The organism is Novibacillus thermophilus (genome assembly GCF_002005165.1).
In the GTDB taxonomy this organism is placed as follows: domain Bacteria; phylum Bacillota; class Bacilli; order Thermoactinomycetales; family Novibacillaceae; genus Novibacillus; species Novibacillus thermophilus.
Window position 1 is genome coordinate 1,033,683 of sequence record NZ_CP019699.1, and the last position, 17,710, is coordinate 1,051,392.

Genomic DNA, 17,710 nt, shown 5'->3' on the forward strand with positions numbered 1-17,710 from the left:
TTTGTATCAACAACGATTATCCCTGTCCGATGAATGTTTTGTCAAGGGGACGGTAGAGCGCGTCATCTACTATAATCGGGAAAGCGGGTACGGAGTCTGCCTGTTTCGTGTGAGTGAAAGTTCTGAACCCGTTGAGACGGAGGAAGTGACCGTCGTCGGCCTCATGGCTTCTCCACAGGAAGGGCTCACCTACACGTGCCGCGGTGAATGGGAGAGCCATCCTCGATACGGTGAGCAGTTCCGCGTCAAACGCATGGAACAGGACATGCCTCGGTCGCGGGAAGCCGTGATCAAATATTTGTCCAGTGACCTCTTTCCGGGGATCGGTCCAAAAACGGCGACGAAGATCGTGTCTGAACTGGGGGACGACGCGCTTAAAAAAATCGTGGACAATCCCGAATTGCTGCAGGGCATTCCTGGCGTATCCGAAGAAAAGGCTGAGATGATCTCTGACACTGTACGGCAACACACGGACTTTGAACAGGTGATGCTGCTTCTGTACGAATACGGAATCGGATCATCCCTCGCTTTAAAAATATACAATACGTACAAACACGACACGTTGGCGGTCTTGAAACAAAATCCGTACCAGCTCATTTACGATATAGAGGGGATCGGATTTGCCCGGGCCGACGCCATCGGACGCGAGACAGGCATTCCGAAGGATGCCCCGGAACGCAAGAAAGCAGCCGTGTTGTACGTTTTGTCGCAAGCGGCAAATGGAGACGGCCACGTCTGCTTAAAAATGGACGAGCTGTGTGAACACGTGTCTAAGTTGTTGGGAGCGGACTTTGACAGTGATGAGTGGCATGAAAGGCTGCGAACCTTTATTTACGAACTGGATGAGGAAGAGAAGGTTGTGCTCGACAGCGATGAAGAGATGGTGTACCTTCCGAGTTTGTACTATTCCGAACAGGGGTTGGCCAAGAAACTGAACTGGTTGCTCATGCAGGATAAAGCCGAGTACCCGATAGATGTCGTGTACCGAGTGATTGGCGAGCTGGAAGAAGCGTTTGGCGTACAGTTTGCCGATGAACAGCGGGATGCCCTAGTCACCGCTGCTTGTGAACCGGTCATGATTTTGACAGGCGGGCCGGGGACAGGGAAGACGACCGTAATACGGGCAATTTGCCATTTGCTCTCCCGATTGGAGGAGTTCTCCTTAGACGAGGCTGATTACCGCGGCAGTGACAAACCGTATCCCGTGCGCTTAGTTGCGCCGACCGGACGTGCAGCAAAGCGCATGTCTGAAGCGACAAGTTTGCCTGCGATGACGATCCACCGCCTGCTCGGCTGGCGGGGAGATTTTTTTGAACACGACGCGGACCACCCCATTTCCGGACGATTACTCATTGTTGACGAAGCGTCGATGATGGATATGTGGCTGGCGTATCAGCTCGTGCGGACAGTCCCTGAAGGGATGAAGGTCATTTTCGTCGGAGACGCTGACCAGCTTCCATCTGTCGGGCCGGGACAAGTCCTTCATCACATGATCGAAAGTGGTAGAATTCCGTATGTGGATTTGCGGTACATTTTTCGCCAAGCGGAAGGATCGTCTATCGTGTCGCTGGCACACGAGATGAAGCGGGGATCATTACCCGACAACATCCTGGAGCCTACAGACGATCGCCGTTTTTTCCCGTGTGACAAGGATCACGTTGCTCCGGTTGCCGTGAAGTTGGTGCAGCAGGCGATGAAGCGCGGATATTCCATTTTCGACGTTCAAGTGCTGGCCCCGATTTACAGGGGGCCTGCCGGTATCGACCTTCTCAACCGCGAACTGCAACAGGCCATCAATCCCAGAAGAGAAGGAAAACGGGAGCTCACTTGGGGGGACAGTGTTTTTCGCCTCGGCGACAAGGTGCTCCAATTGAGCAACCACCCGGAACATCCCGTTTACAACGGAGACATCGGAAAAGTGATCGCCCTCGACGAAAACGTGACGGACGGCATTTGTCTGTGGGTGCGCTTCGATCAAACAGAAGTGGGCTACACCCGCAGTCAGTTGAACCAGTTGAGCCTTGCTTACTGTATCTCCATCCATAAAGCGCAAGGCTCCGAATTCCCTATCGTCGTTTTACCCGTTGTTCAGGCGTACCGCCGCATGTTAAAGCGAAACCTCGTTTACACGGCCGTGACGAGGGCAAAGGCGTACCTCATGCTGTGCGGAGAAGTGTCGGCACTGTCCGACGGTGTGCGCAAAGAAGGAGGATTTAACCGCCGCAGTTTACTTAAAGATCGCCTGCAGAGGGAATAACGACCATTATACGTGGCGCGTTTTTGTCCCATACTATGCGTGCGGGAGGAGGCGTCCCTTTTGCGCAGTTCACAGGATGTGTTGGGTTTGCCGATTGTAGCCGTCAGCTCTGGGAAACAACTCGGAATTGTGCGGGATCTGCTTTTCGACGATCGGCAGCGGTTGTTCGGGCTGTTGGTGGAATCTAAAAGTTGGATCAAGCGCAGGCGCTACATTCCGAGAGAGCACATTGTGTCGTTCGGCCCAGATGCGGTGACAGTGGACAGCGAGGACGCCGTAGAAACGCTGGAAGAAACGTATGACGAAGTCGTCGGGGTGTGTTCAGGAAAGCACAAGTTGAAAGGACTCCCGGTGTTAACGGTGACCGGTTCAGAGTTAGGTCGCCTCGAGAACGTTTATTTCTTGGAAGAAATGGGCACACTAATAGGGTACGAATTGACGGACGGTTTTTTGACCGACTTAAAAGAAGGTCGAAAAACCCTTCATCCGGCCGAACGTTTGACGTGGGGGGACGATGCGCTCATCGTTCCCGGCGATGTGACACCGGAGTCCACCCCCGTTTCGGATAGAAAGTGAGGGAATGCGATGATTCGCTGTCCAAACTGCCAATCCCACGATTTGGGTAAAGTTGGGACGAACCAATATTACTGCTGGAGCTGTTTTATTGAGCTGACGGTGGAAAACGATGAAATATCCGCCGTTTATCAAGTGGAAGAGGACGGCAGCCTCAGTTCGCTGGACGATCTTTTCCTAAAAGGCGCGGATAACCCTATGACTTTGTAGGGCAGCTGAAAGGGGGCCGATTCGTTGAACGGTCGTCGTATGTTGTGGACAACGTTAATCGGAGCAGCGATCACCGTGATCGCCCGTGCGAAGCGGCACAGACAAGCGCCGCTCGCCCGATTGTTTCGCGGCGCGGGCCGTGGAAACAAGATGCTGTGGATGCGCTACACACAACCTGTGATGCACATGGTTCGCCGCATGGCTCGATAAGGGGCACGGAAAACTCTCGCACCCCCTCCGGAATGTCCGGAGGGGGTTTATGCGTAAGGGAGTAAGTTTGGACATATACTGGGGATGAAGGGAGGCGGAAGGATGAAACGAATCAGCGAGCGCACGCTGCTGTTCGCAGCCCTCCTCAGTTTGTTAATCTTGGCAAACCTGTTTTTGTTGACCGAATTAAGTCCCCTGATTTCAAAAGTGTTGGTGTTTTTAAAAGCCGTTTTCTTTCCTTTCTTTGTGGCCATGATCATCTCATATGTCCTCAATCCTGTCGTCACGTTGTTGAGCAGCCGCATGGTGCCGAGATCTGTGGCCGTTTTCTTGATCTACGCGACGTTTCTCGTCACGACCTTCGTCATTTTGATGAACATTATCCCGCTGCTCGGCAAACAGATTCAGGAACTGACCGAACACGTTCCAGAGTGGAACTACCGCGTTCAAATGTGGATGCACAGTGTGGCAGACGGCAAAAGCGCACTGCCAGACAGTGTGCGAGAAGGCATCGACAAATCTTTAGACCGATTGGAAGAAGCGCTGTCTGACGGAATCGAGCGGTTGTTTGTCGGCTTAAAGGGAACGATCGGCCATGTCTTTATGTGGTTTCTGATTCCGTTTGTCGCTTTTTACATGTTAAAAGACTTCAAAGCTATTGAGCGTTCCACGGTCCTCTTTTTGCCGAAACACAACCGCCGCAAGTGGATCCGCCTCTTTCGGGATGTGGACGAGGCGCTGGGGAGTTACATCAGGGGTCAGTTGCTCGTCTGCCTCGTTGTCGGGATTCTGGCGTATGTCGGCTACATGCTCATTGGTTTGCCTTACGCATTGCTTTTGGCGTCTATCGTCGGTTTGATGAACGTCATTCCGTATCTGGGACCGTTTATCGGGGCGGCTCCTGCCGTTCTGGTCGGGTTGAGTGAATCGTGGAAACTGGCGCTTTTCGTCGTGGCGGTCAACGTCGTCGTCCAAATTTTGGAGAGCAATGTCGTCTCTCCGCAAATCGTCGGGCGTACCTTGAAGCTGCATCCACTCGTCATCATTTTGGCTCTTCTCATCGGCGGGCAGTTGGGCGGCATCCTCGGCCTGATTTTGGCCGTTCCCTCTTTCGCTGTTCTAAAAGTCTTGCTGGAGCACCTTTTTATTTACAGGTTCCGCTGAAGACGGGTGAAATGGAGCTCGTGTCCAATTGCGGGATGCGGTATCACCGAGAGATTGTCATCGGAGGTGAACAGGGATCAGTGAAAGAGTGTTCTTAAACGTGCGCATCTCCGGAGAAAACGAAAACCGCTGCGATGCCGCCGTATCGTCGAGGAACTGATCTTGGATGCGTAGACAATCCCGGAAGCTTTTGGTGTCTCAGAGGGAAACAATCGGTCCAGGAACCGTCATCCAGATGAACAGTACTTCATTGTCGGCCTACGGAAGCTACTTTCTGGCAGCAAGGGCTCAGCCGGTCATACATCTACCGTAACAACGCCCCCCTGGAATGCAGACAGACTGGACCGATTTTTGATGCAACACTTTCCTGCCCCCGTTCAAAGGGACGAAGAGAAAAGTTTCGACGCACTTGTTCATGTCCTGGGCACTTTTTTTCGCCAGCTGTTTGTGGAAATGACGGACAAACCTGCGGGCTCTGAAAATCTTTCCCTCTTGGCACGTGAGGCCGAGGCCCATTTGACAGACAGAATGTATGAACTGCTGAGGCCTTCATTTGTTCTGTTCATCAATGATTGCAGAAAAAAAGGGATGCTGGCCGGTGCGAATGAACGCGAGCAGTACGCTTATTTTGTCAGGAATTTTTTTGGGAAGACAAATTGTACAAAACGCTTTTCAAAAAGTATCCGCTGCTTCTTGAAAGGTTGTCGGTATTGATCGAAAACGAGTACGCCTTTGTCCGCTGGATCACCGATTGTTTGGTGAACGACGCCGCATTGCTCAAGTCTCGGTTTTCAATCGATGTTTTCTCCCTTGCGGGAGTGTCTTTTGCGGGCGATTGCCACAACGGTGGCAGGAGAACGGTGTTACTCAGTGACCGAAGGGGAAACAAAGCAGTTCTGAAACCAGTTCCACTGGACAACGCACTCTTGTACAGCGCAGTGATCGAACAGCTCAACCGTTTGCTGGGCACTCACGTTCATGTCCCCGGACTGATTGTCAAGGAGAATTACGGATATGTGGAGTACATCCAGCATAAACCGTGCACAACCCATCAGGAAGTGCGGACATACTACTACCACTGCGGCGTCGTCCTGATGGCCGTTTATCTGCTGAACGGAAATGACATTCACAATGAGAACCTGATAGCGTACGGATCATCCCCGGTGATCGTCGATTTTGAAACATTGGGAGGAGTCATTGAGCACAGCGATCACGCAGCGTTCATTGACAAACTGTTGAAACGATCTGTCATGAATTCCAGAATGCTGCCGGTGAAATTCAGTTCTAAAAATGATGCTGTCAGGGATTTCAGCGCAATGGGGCGGCTTATGAAAAAAGTAGAACGAAAAGTTGTCCTTGAACGTGAATTCCGGTCTGACCCAGTAGAACAAACGCAGGAGATCATCGAGGATGACACCAATTGGCATCTGCCCGAATTTCAGGGCCAAGTTGTAGAATACGACGCCTACCTGCCGGACATTTTAGCCGGATTTAGCGACGCCTATCTGGCCGTCCTGAAAGATCGGCATCGTTTTCTGTCCGGTCTCAGGCGACAAACGCCTGCTTCTTGGACATACAGAAAAGTCCACCGCAGCACCGTCGTCTACCGCTATTTGTCCGCGAGGCTGAACGTGCCGGATATGCTGCGGGACAAAGCTTACACAACGCAATACCTCTACGGGATCTTGGCCAAAAATCCGCTCTTTGAACAGAAAGATCACATCTTGCAAAAGGAGGCAGACGATCTCATCCATTCGGATGTCCCTTATTTTTCGGTTCGTACGGGATGGGTGGATGGCCACGAAGGGATCGGGGTTAGGGAGAAGATCGGACAGTTGAGCTACGGTGATTTTCTCCTGCAGCGCAAGCTCATGCATATCTCTTTTTCGGAAAAAGGGGATCAGATGGAACGGATACAAGCCACCTTGGCGCAACACAACCAACACAACCGCTTTCCCCGCACACCTGTCATCCACTTTGACAGCGTGAGAAAACAGTTGTTCAGAACGATCGTCAACTGCGTCTTTGTGTCCGAGCAGGGAGAAGTAGATTTTATCGCCCTGAAAAAGAACTGGAAAGGTCAACTGGAAATCAACAACCTGAATGACGGCCTGTACGACGGCCTTTTAGGTATCCTTCTCGCCATGAACGGAGAAGACGCGAAACAGGGATTCTTTGCCCGTCAATTGGAGCAGAATGCTCTGAAACGGATCGTATTCCGAAACGGGAAAGACAGCAGTCTGGTCAACGGTACAGGTGCCCTCGTCACTTATTATCTGGCCGCAGGTCAACAGGCTACATTTGATGTCCGTCTATTGTTGAAACTGTTGATGGACATCAGGCGAAAGGTGGAAAAGGATACTTACGTAGATCAGGAATTTGATCTGTTGGGAGGAACAGCCGGCCTGTTGTTGGCCATCACACAGTTGTACCGCCAGCACGGCAAGTACAAAGTACTGAAGAAGATTGCCCTTTCCCTGGGAGATTACCTTGCGGAAAACCGGACCAACCGAGAGGGGACGGTATACTGGCCGTCCAAAAATACCCGCAATGTAGCCGATGTGCTGAAAGGCTTTGCACACGGTCTGTCCGGATACTTGCTGGTATTTTACAGGTTGAAGCACTTGTTTTCTACGGACAGATACGACCAGATCATCCAGGAAGTCTTAAAAACCGAACAGCGGGTGATGGATCGGGAACACCGGACCACAAGCTGGTGCAAAGGATATGTCGGGCTGGGTATATCGCGGATGAAGATGCTGGAGCTTGAGGAGCAACCCGACGTATGGGCGGAACTGGAAACGTGCAAGCGCGAGGTGTTGGACGGTCTGTTCAGGCATAATGACTACTCATTGTGTCACGGTTTGATCGGTTCACTGGATTTTTTGCTGGAGTTGAACCGGAAGGGCTGGTTGGATACCCGGGAAAAAAAGTTGTTGGACGATGTGATCAACCGTTTTTTTCAATCTTTTGAACTGGACCATTTCCATCCGTACAAAATCTCGTTGTTTACCGGTTTGAGCGGCATCCTGTACTTGATCCAGCGGCTGGAAGACGAACAGAAACCGTGTGTACTTTCTCTTCATACTTGATACTCTCGGAAGGGTGAGAACACATGCTGTCCAAAAAGGTGAAGTTCATCCCGCAAATGACTCATGCCGACTGCGGTCCGGCGTGCCTGACCATGTTACTGCACTACTTCGGGATTCCCGTCAGGCCGTCAGAAGTGCGCAAGAACAAACAAGTGAACAAACAATCTGGCTGGAGTTTTTTGGATCTGAAAAAGGTGAGCGAGTCATACGGCTTTCGGACAACTGTCTTGAGGATCACGGATCCGTCCCAACTGTCCGAGATTTCTCTGCCAGCCATTACGTACTGGGAACTCAACCATTTTGTGATCGTGGAAAAAATGGTCCGGCGTCGGGTGCAAATGATCGACCCCAAAAAAGGGCCAGCCACGCTTTCCCTGGAAGTATTCAAAAAAAAGTTCAGCGGTTTTGTGCTCATTTTGACCCCGACTGAACAGAAAAAGGCGGCATCAGCTGGCAGAAAAGGCGAGCCCGACAGCAGCACGTACTCGTTTGCCGGTTTTGTGAAAGAGTCTATCTCCTATCGACGGCTGGTCTTGTTGGCTTTGGTCACTCTGTTGGCACAGCTTGTCATGTTCGGGTTTCCTTTCGCCGTGCAAAAACTCATTGAGATCATTCAGCATTCTGGTAAGCTCTCCCTGGAAAGCTTCATGGTCATGACGGCCCTGTTGGGCTTTTTCGTTTTCATCCAAATTGGAACGGGACTGATTAGGGCAAGCTATCAGAAAAAGGTTGACCGTGTATGTACGAAGCGGTTGTTCGAGCATGTTTTTCGCTTGCCTTGGCGACAGGTTTAGGCCAGAAGCGTCGGAGACTTGATCGTCAGGATCATGGGGCTGGAACGCATTCGCAACTACGTTTTGAACGACTTTGTCTATCTCGTTGTCTCCGGTGTCGTGCTCCTGCCTGTATTGGTCTTCATGACTTTCATCAATGCTGTCTATGCACTCATTCTAGTTTCGTTCATCATCTGTGCCCTGCTGTTCAATTTCGTATTCGGTCTACGGCTGCACAAGTTGGCGTTAGTGGAAAATTACGATCTGAGCGATCATCGGGGGCTGTTGAATGAGTTTCTGAAAGAGCATTATTTTATCAAAGCTTCAGGCATATTTCGCCCGGTTCGGGACAAATGGGCCCGGGCGTTTGATCGTTATCTAGATTCGGCCACTGCCAGAATCAGGCAGCAGTACACCGTAGATGCCGTTAACGGATCTCTGGCCATGATGTCGGTAATGCTATTTCTTGTCATAGGATTTATGGATTATAATAACAATCAGGAAACATTATCCAATGTGTTCTTTTTTATCGCCATGTCCAGCATCATTTTTACACCGGTGGCCAGGATTGCTTCAAGCATCATCAACTGGAACACGGTCCGTCCTATGCTGTTAAGGATTTTAGACATCTTGGAAGAAACGCCGGACGACGATCATCTGGCGGAGGGGAAGCAGTTCAGCGGTGGAGACATCTCGTTTCAGGGTGTCAGTTTCCAGTATGACAAAACACCTGTTCTCCAAGATGTTCATCTGCACGTCAGGGAGAACGGGAGCGTGGCTATTAAGGGAGAAAGCGGGAGCGGCAAGACGACGCTGCTCAACCTGTTACTGAAGATCCACCGTCCCACGGGTGGACAAATTCGGATCGGCCAGGAGAACATCGCTGACCTGAATACCGGTGGATTGAGGGAAAACATTGGTTTTATGTCTCAGGATGGCGTTTTGTTCAGCGGAACGCTCATGGAAAATCTTTCCCTTTTCGGTGTTGGTTACGATCCCGAAAAAATTCAGAACGCCCTCCGGGATCTGAACCTCAGCGACTACCTAGAATTTCAGAACCTCAACGACATCACGTTGGTGGAGGGAGGCAGAAATTTTTCTGGCGGTCAAAGACAGCGGCTGGCCATGTTGAGGCTGTTTCTGAAGCGGTATCCCATCTTGCTGCTCGATGAACCGACCAACCACCTAGACAAAGAAACCGCCCGGGTGGTCATTGAGGCCATTTTTTCCGTCCCAGCCACGAAGATCATCGTCACACACGACGAGCGCATTCTGGAGAAAGTGGACGCGGTTTACCAGCTCAAAGGGGGAAAACTTGAGCCTGTTTCGGGTCACATGACGGTGCCGCACATGCAGGAAAGCCAACAGGTTTAACGGAGGGGGAATGGAAAATGGGAGAAGGGACCGTTTTGCAGGCATCCCGTTTGACGAAGTCTTTCAGGGCTCAGCGAATCATCCAAGATTTGAGCTTGAAAATTCCCGAGGGGTCGCTGTACGGTTTCCTTGGACCGAACGGTGCCGGAAAAACGACAACGATGCGGATGTTGGTCGGCCTGATTCCGCCGGATGACGGAGAAGTGTTGTTCAAAGGAAAAAGCATCCGTAAGTGGAAATCGGCACTGTTCGAACATGTCGGTTGCCTGATCGATACGCCCAGCTATTATCCTAATCTGTCGGCTTATGAAAACCTGGCATACATCCAGAAAATGGTCGGTAAGCCGCTTAAAGAAATCGACAGGGTGCTGCACGTCACTGGTATCTTCAAAGCGAGGGACAAGAAAGTTAAACATTTCTCCCTCGGGATGAAACAGAGGCTCGGTCTAGCCATGGCCTTGCTGAACGATCCGGAGGTACTCATTCTCGACGAACCGACGAACGGTTTGGATCCGGAAGGCATTCACGAAATCCGGTATTTGTTGATCGATCTGTGCAGGCAGGAGGGAAAGACCGTTTTTGTCTCGAGCCACAATCTAGCCGAAATGGAGATGATGGCCGATCACATCGCCCTGATCGACAAAGGGCGTCTGATTTACGAGGGAGCTTTGGGGACGTTGCTCATGACCGAACAGTACGTGCTTCGCGTTCGCCAGGGTGAGAAGGCCGAACAGTTGCTGGAGGCCGAGGGGCTGGAATTCTGTAAGGAAGCGCCGGGCGCATTTCTGGTGGAAATCGAACAGGAGGAGGTTCCCCGCCTCCTCAGGCTCATGATCAGCCAGCGTATTGACGTGTTGGAGATGGCGCGTAAGAAACAGACACTGGAAGAACTGTTTCTGTCCCTCGTCAGGGACGAGTAGAGAGGGTGCACGCGCGAATATGCGGATCAGACAGCTGTTTCGGGACGTACGCCATGAGACGGAGAAAACGGGCGCCAGGAAACTCTTTGTGGTGACAGTCCTCTTTTCCGTTCTGTCCAGTTTCTTGACGATGGGGTATTTCCGTGCCCACAAGGGAACGTTGATGCAGGAAGGCATGTACGACAGTTTTCAGTTCCTCGGTTTTTCTATTCTTTTCCAATCACTTGCCCTCGTGTTTTTTTCTGCCCTTTTCTGGTACTGGCTGCTTTCCCAGGAGAACAGATGGGGCACCTGGGGCATGCTGTTGACCAAACCGGTGCCCAAATTCAGGTGGCTGATGGTCAAACATGCGGTGTTTTTGTGTTTTTTCGCTGTTTTTGTGTTGTTGAATGCGGCTGTCTCTTTCGTTTTTCTCTTTGCCCAACAGATGGAGATTAACACCTTTTTTGCCCAGGTATACCTGGTTATGCTGTTGATCGGTCCGGCTATTTCATACAGTCAGGCGCTGTTTCACCTCGCCGTAAAAAACGGGATTCTGGCCTCGACGTTGTCCGTCACATGGATTTTTCTGTACATCGTCCAGAACAACCTGCCAACGGTATTGGTCAAATGGCTGCCGGTTTTTTATGTCGGGTTTGTGTGGGATGGAACTGCCATCCTTCCCGGCCGGTTTGTCACGTACCTGTTGTTGACAGTTTTGTTTATGACGGGCGTTTTCTGGGTGTCAGTCAGGAAGAACGATTACGCCTATGAGTGAGAACGGAGGTTGGCTCATGTATTTTTCTGGTGAATGGCGCAAACTGTCCGGGACAGGTTTGTATACCGTCCTGTTGTTGTTTGTGGTGATTCCCGTTGTGTTTCAGGGAACCCTCGGGCTGTTGGCCGGTATTGAACCGAACAACATGCACATCACCACGTTGGATCTGTTTTCCAGAGTGTTTGTCGTCCTGTCCGCAGGTGCACTCGTTTCCATGTCCTTTTTTTCGGAGTATCGCAAAAATGCCCTGGTGAATACGTACCTTCACGGCATCCCCGTATTCCGGCTGTTGTTGCACAAATGGCTGTACGTCGCAACAGGCGTTTGCCTCTTGGTCCTGACGGGCCTCATTGGAGCCGGTCTGTTCGTCCACTTGGCTGGAGGACACCTATTGGACGTCTTTCGTTCCGTGTACCTGTCCGTTTTGTTTCTGTTTGTCGGCGCGCTGTGTGTGGCTAACATGCATTATCTGCTCTGTCTGTTGTTAAAGGAGCATACGCTCCTTTCCCTCATGGTCGCCTTTGCCGGCGCCATCGGCAATTTCTGGATCCCTTCGACCCGGTATTGGATTGCGTTTCCTTGGTCCTATCCATTGCGGGCGCTCTATTTTTCTTCCCTGAGCGTAGGACAACTGGTCTTCGTGGCGGGGTTGCCCTGGTCAGCTCACTGTTGGTGGCTGGACTGATTTTTTCTGCATCCAGGGAACCCCATCGGTTTGCCGGGCTGAGCTAACACACGGATACACTTTATTTCCAATGAACAAAAAAGAAGGTTCAGCAGTCAAACGCATATGAAAAACTTGCCTCAGTCATGAGGTGGTCAGAGGCAGGCTCATCTCGGAGACAGAGACGTGGCTCGAAAAGCCAAGGGCAAGGTGCCTCCAGTTTGTTCGTTGAAGCAGATGGCCTAGCGGACAAAAGGGAAGAGCGTCTGATGGGGTGGAAGTATCTGACTGAAAGAGAAAAAACACTACCTGCATAAACGGGTGTCTTCGGGAGGGTTTCGGTAGGTTTCTCACTCAGCATTGTGAGGGCTAATCGAGTCCATGCGGGAAGCAGGGTTGAAACAGCAAGCATGCCACCGGTGGGCAGTGTGGAAGACCAAAAGTGCTCACGGCCAGGCGGATCGTGAACGGGAGGATACAGTTGGAGCAAAAAAGAGGTGTCTGAGCGATGCGAGACCGCTGGAGGTCGGATGGATTGACAACGCTGATTCCAAAGGAGTATAATACTACCAAATTTTATAGATGAAACGTAACGTTGAGGAAGCCAGAGTACTCTGCAGTCGCCTGACAGAGAGGGCTTACCGCGGTTGAGAGTAGGCCGCCAGGTTTAGCAGTGTACGGCCCGCTTCCGAGTTACACGCAATGTGCCGGTTATAGATGAGCCGTTATCTCCTGTAAAGCGACCGTTTCAACGAGACGGTAACAAGGGTGGTACCGCGGGAAAATAATCCTTCTCGTCCCTTAACCAGACAGGGAGAGAGGGATTTTATTTTGAGTGAAGGTGTACAGGCAAAGGAGGATGTGACCATGAAATCGCACGAAATTCGGCAAAAGTTCTTGGATTTCTTTAGCGAAAAAGAGCACCGCGTCGAGCCGAGTGCTTCCCTCGTGCCGCACGATGATCCGACGCTGCTGTGGATAAACAGCGGTGTGGCGACGCTCAAAAAGTATTTTGACGGCAGAGTCGTTCCGGACAACCCCCGTATTTGCAATGCGCAAAAGTCGATTCGCACCAATGACATCGAAAATGTCGGCAAGACGCCCCGACACCACACGTTCTTTGAAATGCTCGGCAATTTTTCCATCGGAGATTATTTCAAAGAAGAAGCGATAAAATGGGCGTGGGAATTTTTGACAGACCCGAAATGGATCGGATTTGATCCGGAAAAGTTGTCCGTCACGGTACATCCCGACGACGAGGAAGCTTTCCAGATATGGCGGGAAAAGATCGGCCTGCCGGAGGAACGCATTGTGAAATTGGAAGACAACTTTTGGGACATCGGGGAAGGCCCGTGCGGACCGAATACAGAGATTTTTTACGACCGAGGGGAACACCTGTGTGATTCATCTGATCCCGAGTGCTACCCCGGAGGAGAGAACGACCGCTACTTGGAAGTGTGGAATCTCGTCTTTTCCCAGTACAACCACAATCCGGACGGTTCGTACACGCCCCTCCCGAAAAAAAATATCGACACTGGCATGGGGCTGGAGCGGATCGCCTCTGTTGTACAAGACGTTCCGACGAACTACGATACGGATTTGTTTAAACCGCTGATTGAGAAGGCCTCTGACATTGCAGGTGTCCGCTACGGTGAAAGGGAAGAAAACGACGTCGCTTTGCGGGTCATAGCCGACCATGTGCGCGCCGTCAGTTTTGCCATCGGGGACGGTGTTTTGCCGTCTAACGAAGGTCGGGGCTACGTCATCCGCCGCTTGCTCCGGCGCGCCGTCCGCTACGGCAAGACCCTCGGTATCGACCAGCCGTTCATGTATCGGTTGTCGCCGATTGTGGCAGAAACGATGGGGATGTTCTATGCGGAAGTCGCGGACAAACGAGACTTTATTGCCCGTGTGATTCAAGGGGAAGAGGAGCGCTTCCACGAAACGTTGAGTGAAGGCTTGGCCATCTTGGAGCAAATCGCAAAAAAAGCGCGCAACGAAAAGCGAACGGAAATCACAGGTCGGGAAGCTTTCACGTTGTACGACACATACGGTTTTCCGCTGGATTTGACAGAAGACGTCGCCCAGGAAAAAGGGTTGTCCGTGGACAGACAAGGGTTTGAACAGGCGATGGCTGAGCAGCGCGAACGGGCCCGTGCGGCTCGCCAGGACGTCTCCAGTATGCAAGTACAAGGAGGAGTACTGGGTGAAATCAAGGTTAAAAGTGAGTTTATTGGGTACAATGAGTTGGTGTCGAGTGCCAAAGTGGAAGCCATCATCGTGGACGATCAGTCCGTTGACCACGTGTCTGAAGGTCAAAATTGCCGCCTGATTCTGGACCGGACCCCGTTTTACGCCGAAAGCGGCGGGCAGGTGGCCGACCGAGGCATCATTTCGTCCGGTTCCACTCAACTGAGTGTGAAAGACGTACAAAAAGGGCCGAACGGTCAACACGTACACGAGGTGTATGTGCAGAGCGGAGCGATTCACGTCGGAGATGAGGTTGAAGCTGCCGTCGATCGCGAGTTCCGCATGGATGTAGTCAAAAACCACACGGCAACCCACCTGCTACACAAAGCGTTAAAAGAGACCCTCGGGGATCACGTCAACCAGGCGGGCTCCCTGGTAGCCCCGGACCGTTTGCGCTTTGACTTCTCCCACATCGGCAAGGTGGATGAGACCGAGTTGCGGGAAATTGAAAACCGCGTGAATGAAAAGATCTGGGCCAACTTGCCCGTGGAAACGATGAACAAGCCCCTGGAAGAGGCCAGAAATATGGGGCCATGGCACTTTTCGGTGAAAAGTACGGGGAGATCGTGCGCGTCGTCTCTATAGGGGATTACAGTTTGGAACTGTGTGGCGGGACGCACGTGAAGAACACATCCGAAATCGGTTTGTGTAAAATTGTCTCCGAGAGCGGCATCGGGTCCGGTGTACGGCGCATCGAGGCCGTTACGGGGCAACACGCGTTCCGCTATTTAAGCGAACGGCTGCAACTGCTTGAACAGACGGCAGAACTCTTAAAGGCGAAAGAGGCGGAGTTGCCGCAGCGCGTCGAAGCGCTGAGGCAGTCACTGAAAGAGGCTGAGCGGGAAAACGAGTCGCTCAGCGCAAAATTAGCGCAAATGGAAGTCGGGAAACTGCTAGAGAAAGTGACAGACGTCTCGGGAGTCCCTGTTTTGGCCGCTTCGGTCAATGTTTCCGACATGACGCGTTTACGTCAAGTGATGGACGATGTCAAAGTGAAGGTGAAGAGAGGGATTATTGTGCTCGGTGCAGTTGTCAAAGGGAAGGTTCAACTCGTCGCACGTGTGTCCCCCGATCTGGTAGAGGAAGGCTACCACGCCGGAAAACTGGTAAAAGAAGTGGCCGCACTGTGCGGGGCGGAGGCGGAGGCCGGCCTGACATGGCGCAGGCCGGCGGGAAAAATCCGGGTCAGCTCCAGCACGCTCTGGCGGAAGTGCCGAACTTTGTGGACCAGATGGGTAAAAAAGCGTGACAGCTTGCAGGAAAAACGCGTGTCAAGAGAGAATGATTAAACGAAGACCTTCTCATCTTTTCAGGCAAGGGGTGTTGAGCTTGAGTTCGATGGACAAAACGATGCGCTACAATTTCAAAGAAGAGGAACAACCTGTCGACGTGCTCGACGTGTTGATGAATGTTTTTAAAGCCCTTGAAGAAAAAGGGTACAACCCGATTAATCAGATCGTCGGTTACTTGTTGTCGGGAGATCCGGCTTACATTCCGCGCCACAACAACGCCCGAAACATGATCCGCAAACTGGAACGGGACGAGATTATTGAAGAGCTGGTAAAATCCTATTTAAAGGATCGCAAATAAGGGGATGTCGTTCAGGTCATACTATCGGGAGTAACGGTATGCGCATCATGGGACTAGACGTGGGAGAAAAGACGATCGGAGTGGCGGTAAGCGACGACTTGGGCTGGACGGCCCAGGGAGTGGACGTCATTCGACGTTCTACGCCTGACCGCGATTTTGGCCGTTTACAGACGATCGCTTGTGACTTCGACGTGGAACGAGTCGTAGTTGGCTTGCCGAAAAACATGGACGGGACGTTCGGTCCGCGGGCCAGAAAATGCCAGGATTTTGCCCAAGAAGTGGAGCGGCGGCTCGGGTTGCCTGTCACGTTGTGGGATGAGCGGTTAACGACGACGGCGGCAGAGCGAACGCTGCTTACGGCCGACGTCAGCCGCCGACGGCGGAAGCAAGTCGTTGACAAACTGGCGGCTACACTGATATTGCAAGCTTTTCTAGATGCACAAAGGAGGAATTCCCATGCCTGAAAACGGAGCGAGTGAGGAACGGGACATCATTTACATCCCGGATGAAGACGGCAACGAAGAGGCGTTCGAAGTGCTCTTCACCTTTGAATTGGACGAAAACGACCAAAAATACATCTTGGTCACGCCGGAAGAAGACAGCGGGGACGGGGAAGAGACAGAGGTTTTTGCCTTTCGATACGAAGAAGACGGTGACGACATGACTCTTTACTTGATAGAAGACGATAAAGAGTGGGACATGGTGGAGGAGACGTTTAACGCCTTGTTGGACGAGTTTGAGTCGGACGGTGAAGAGGTTTGAATGAGACGTACCGGGAAACGTCCGGCTTGACGGAAGCTTTCGGACCCGACCTCATTCTGGAAGACGAACGCGGACATGAGGAACATTACCGCGTTGTGACGGAAATGGAGATCGACCAACAGCATTACGCTGTGCTTAGACTACACGGAGACCCAGATGAAGAAGCGTTTTTGTTCCGCGTCGTGCCGGACGGAGACGGGTTCATTGTAGAAGATGTGGAGGACGATGACGAATGGGAGCGTGCGGCGGAAGTGTACCGGCAAATCGTATGCCGTCACTGACCGCCTTTTTTAGTCGGTCAGCTTCACCCACGGTCTTCCCCTTTGCCAGGTTAAGTGGATGGTCACCCCGAACAGCTTGCTTAGCAGATGGTCGGTCAACACACTCTCTATTTTACCGCTGGCAAGAACTTGCCCATCTTGTAGCAGAAAGGCGTGGGTAAACAGCGGAATAATCTCCTCTACGTGGTGGGTGACGTACAGCACAGTCGGGCCGTCAGGAGCCTCGGCCAGTTGTTGGACAGCATGCAGAAGGCGTTCCCGTGCCAACAAATCCAAACCGGTGCACGGCTCGTCCAAGATGAGCAGCTCCGGCTTTGCCATCCACGCCCTGGCTAGCAATACGCGCTGCTTTTCCCCTTGGGACAGGACATGGAACGGTTGATGGGCCAGCTCTTCACAACGGAAAAACTCGAACAAGGCATACGCTTCCTCCCTGTCTTTGTCTGACACGTGTTCGTAGATGCCGATGGAAGCGTATTTCCCGCTTAAAACGACGTTTAATGCCGGTTCGTTCTGGCGGAAGCGGTAATATTGGTCGAAGAGAGCGGAGCTCACCCACCCGATCGATTTGCGCAGCTCGCGCACGTCGCAGTGACCAAACTTTTTCCCCAGGACGCTGACGTTTCCAGAGGTGGGCCACGCGTAACCGTTAATGATGTTGAGGAGAGCCGTCTTGCCGGCGCCGTTCGATCCGATCAACGCCCAATGCTCTCCGCGTCGAACCGTCCAGTCGATGTTTTGCAAAATCCAGCGGTCGTCCCGCCGCCAACTGACTGTCTGCATGTCAATGACGTTCAATGTCAAACTCCTCTCACGGTGTTTCACGCTATATG

Annotated in this window: 17 protein-coding genes and 2 pseudogenes; 18 read left to right on the top strand and 1 reads right to left on the bottom strand. The window is 52.0% G+C overall.

Annotated elements, in window-relative coordinates; translation table 11 throughout:
• Position 1 precedes the first annotated feature (1 nt).
• From recD2 to B0W44_RS05155, 18 genes and pseudogenes are all read left to right on the top strand, one after another.
• Positions 2-2,257 (top strand): SF1B family DNA helicase RecD2, encoded by a 2,256-nt coding sequence (gene recD2 / locus B0W44_RS05080; protein ID WP_077719065.1) that lies wholly within the window; start codon positions 2-4, stop codon positions 2,255-2,257.
• 60 nt (positions 2,258-2,317) lie between these two features.
• A complete protein-coding gene (locus B0W44_RS05085) occupies positions 2,318-2,833 on the top strand; it encodes a PRC-barrel domain-containing protein (protein ID WP_169835430.1) in 516 nt (171 codons plus the stop codon).
• A 9-nt stretch (positions 2,834-2,842) separates the two neighbouring features.
• Positions 2,843-3,040 (top strand): hypothetical protein, encoded by a 198-nt coding sequence (locus B0W44_RS05090; RefSeq protein ID WP_077719067.1) that lies wholly within the window; start codon positions 2,843-2,845, stop codon positions 3,038-3,040.
• Positions 3,041-3,064: 24 nt separating this feature from the next.
• Positions 3,065-3,250: a hypothetical protein gene (locus B0W44_RS05095; protein ID WP_077719068.1), complete on the top strand. Its 186-nt coding sequence runs from the start codon at positions 3,065-3,067 to the stop codon at positions 3,248-3,250.
• A gap of 102 nt (positions 3,251-3,352) precedes the next feature.
• The gene (locus B0W44_RS05100; RefSeq protein WP_077719069.1) at positions 3,353-4,414 is read left to right on the top strand and encodes an AI-2E family transporter; all 1,062 of its coding nucleotides are present in this window, start codon (positions 3,353-3,355) and stop codon (positions 4,412-4,414) included.
• Positions 4,415-4,861: 447 nt separating this feature from the next.
• Positions 4,862-5,128 carry a hypothetical protein gene (locus B0W44_RS18030; RefSeq protein WP_169835339.1) on the top strand — a complete coding sequence of 89 codons (267 nt, stop codon included), beginning with the start codon at positions 4,862-4,864 and terminating at the stop codon, positions 5,126-5,128.
• Entirely contained in the window at positions 5,071-7,506 is a 2,436-nt protein-coding gene (gene lanM, locus B0W44_RS05105) for a type 2 lanthipeptide synthetase LanM (RefSeq protein ID WP_077719070.1), read from the top strand. Before B0W44_RS18030 ends, lanM begins: the two co-directional genes overlap by 58 nt.
• Before the next feature lie 23 nt (positions 7,507-7,529).
• Positions 7,530-8,300, top strand: coding sequence for a cysteine peptidase family C39 domain-containing protein (locus tag B0W44_RS05110; protein WP_077719071.1), 771 nt, complete (start codon positions 7,530-7,532; stop codon positions 8,298-8,300).
• A gap of 15 nt (positions 8,301-8,315) precedes the next feature.
• Positions 8,316-8,828: pseudogene (locus B0W44_RS18875) on the top strand (ABC transporter transmembrane domain-containing protein); the annotation flags it as partial.
• A 57-nt stretch (positions 8,829-8,885) separates the two neighbouring features.
• A complete protein-coding gene (locus tag B0W44_RS18880; protein ID WP_257788069.1) occupies positions 8,886-9,653 on the top strand; it encodes an ATP-binding cassette domain-containing protein in 768 nt (255 codons plus the stop codon).
• A 17-nt stretch (positions 9,654-9,670) separates the two neighbouring features.
• Entirely contained in the window at positions 9,671-10,573 is a 903-nt protein-coding gene (locus B0W44_RS05120; RefSeq protein ID WP_077719073.1) for an ABC transporter ATP-binding protein, read from the top strand.
• Positions 10,574-10,592: 19 nt separating this feature from the next.
• Entirely contained in the window at positions 10,593-11,330 is a 738-nt protein-coding gene (locus B0W44_RS05125) for an ABC transporter permease (RefSeq protein WP_077719074.1), read from the top strand.
• 16 nt (positions 11,331-11,346) lie between these two features.
• Positions 11,347-12,015 carry an ABC transporter permease gene (locus B0W44_RS05130; protein WP_077719075.1) on the top strand — a complete coding sequence of 223 codons (669 nt, stop codon included), beginning with the start codon at positions 11,347-11,349 and terminating at the stop codon, positions 12,013-12,015.
• Between the two features lie 846 nt (positions 12,016-12,861).
• A pseudogene (gene alaS / locus B0W44_RS05135) lies at positions 12,862-15,493 on the top strand (alanine--tRNA ligase).
• An 80-nt stretch (positions 15,494-15,573) separates the two neighbouring features.
• Positions 15,574-15,834 (top strand): IreB family regulatory phosphoprotein, encoded by a 261-nt coding sequence (locus B0W44_RS05140; protein WP_077719076.1) that lies wholly within the window; start codon positions 15,574-15,576, stop codon positions 15,832-15,834.
• 38 nt (positions 15,835-15,872) lie between these two features.
• The gene (ruvX, locus tag B0W44_RS05145; protein ID WP_077719077.1) at positions 15,873-16,298 is read left to right on the top strand and encodes a Holliday junction resolvase RuvX; all 426 of its coding nucleotides are present in this window, start codon (positions 15,873-15,875) and stop codon (positions 16,296-16,298) included.
• Positions 16,291-16,596, top strand: coding sequence for a DUF1292 domain-containing protein (locus B0W44_RS05150; RefSeq protein ID WP_077719078.1), 306 nt, complete (start codon positions 16,291-16,293; stop codon positions 16,594-16,596). The genes ruvX and B0W44_RS05150 overlap by 8 nt, the downstream gene beginning before the upstream one ends.
• Positions 16,593-16,877 (top strand): DUF1292 domain-containing protein, encoded by a 285-nt coding sequence (locus B0W44_RS05155; RefSeq protein ID WP_077719079.1) that lies wholly within the window; start codon positions 16,593-16,595, stop codon positions 16,875-16,877. The genes B0W44_RS05150 and B0W44_RS05155 overlap by 4 nt, the downstream gene beginning before the upstream one ends.
• A gap of 9 nt (positions 16,878-16,886) precedes the next feature.
• Here the strand turns inward: B0W44_RS05155 and B0W44_RS05160 are convergent, their stop codons facing one another.
• Complete coding sequence (locus tag B0W44_RS05160) at positions 16,887-17,702, bottom strand: ABC transporter ATP-binding protein (RefSeq protein ID WP_228441526.1); 816 nt, start codon at positions 17,700-17,702, stop codon at positions 16,887-16,889.
• Positions 17,703-17,710: the final 8 nt, after the last annotated feature.

Coding starts and splice junctions, on each gene's coding strand:
- B0W44_RS05090 (WP_077719067.1), top strand. CDS start 2,843: ATGATTCGCTGTCCAAACTGCCAATCCCACGATTTGGGTAAAGTTGGG.
- B0W44_RS05100 (WP_077719069.1), top strand. CDS start 3,353: ATGAAACGAATCAGCGAGCGCACGCTGCTGTTCGCAGCCCTCCTCAGT.
- B0W44_RS05110 (WP_077719071.1), top strand. CDS start 7,530: ATGCTGTCCAAAAAGGTGAAGTTCATCCCGCAAATGACTCATGCCGAC.
- B0W44_RS18880 (WP_257788069.1), top strand. CDS start 8,886: ATGCTGTTAAGGATTTTAGACATCTTGGAAGAAACGCCGGACGACGAT.
- B0W44_RS05120 (WP_077719073.1), top strand. CDS start 9,671: ATGGGAGAAGGGACCGTTTTGCAGGCATCCCGTTTGACGAAGTCTTTC.
- B0W44_RS05125 (WP_077719074.1), top strand. CDS start 10,593: ATGCGGATCAGACAGCTGTTTCGGGACGTACGCCATGAGACGGAGAAA.
- B0W44_RS05130 (WP_077719075.1), top strand. CDS start 11,347: ATGTATTTTTCTGGTGAATGGCGCAAACTGTCCGGGACAGGTTTGTAT.
- ruvX (WP_077719077.1), top strand. CDS start 15,873: ATGCGCATCATGGGACTAGACGTGGGAGAAAAGACGATCGGAGTGGCG.
- B0W44_RS05150 (WP_077719078.1), top strand. CDS start 16,291: ATGCCTGAAAACGGAGCGAGTGAGGAACGGGACATCATTTACATCCCG.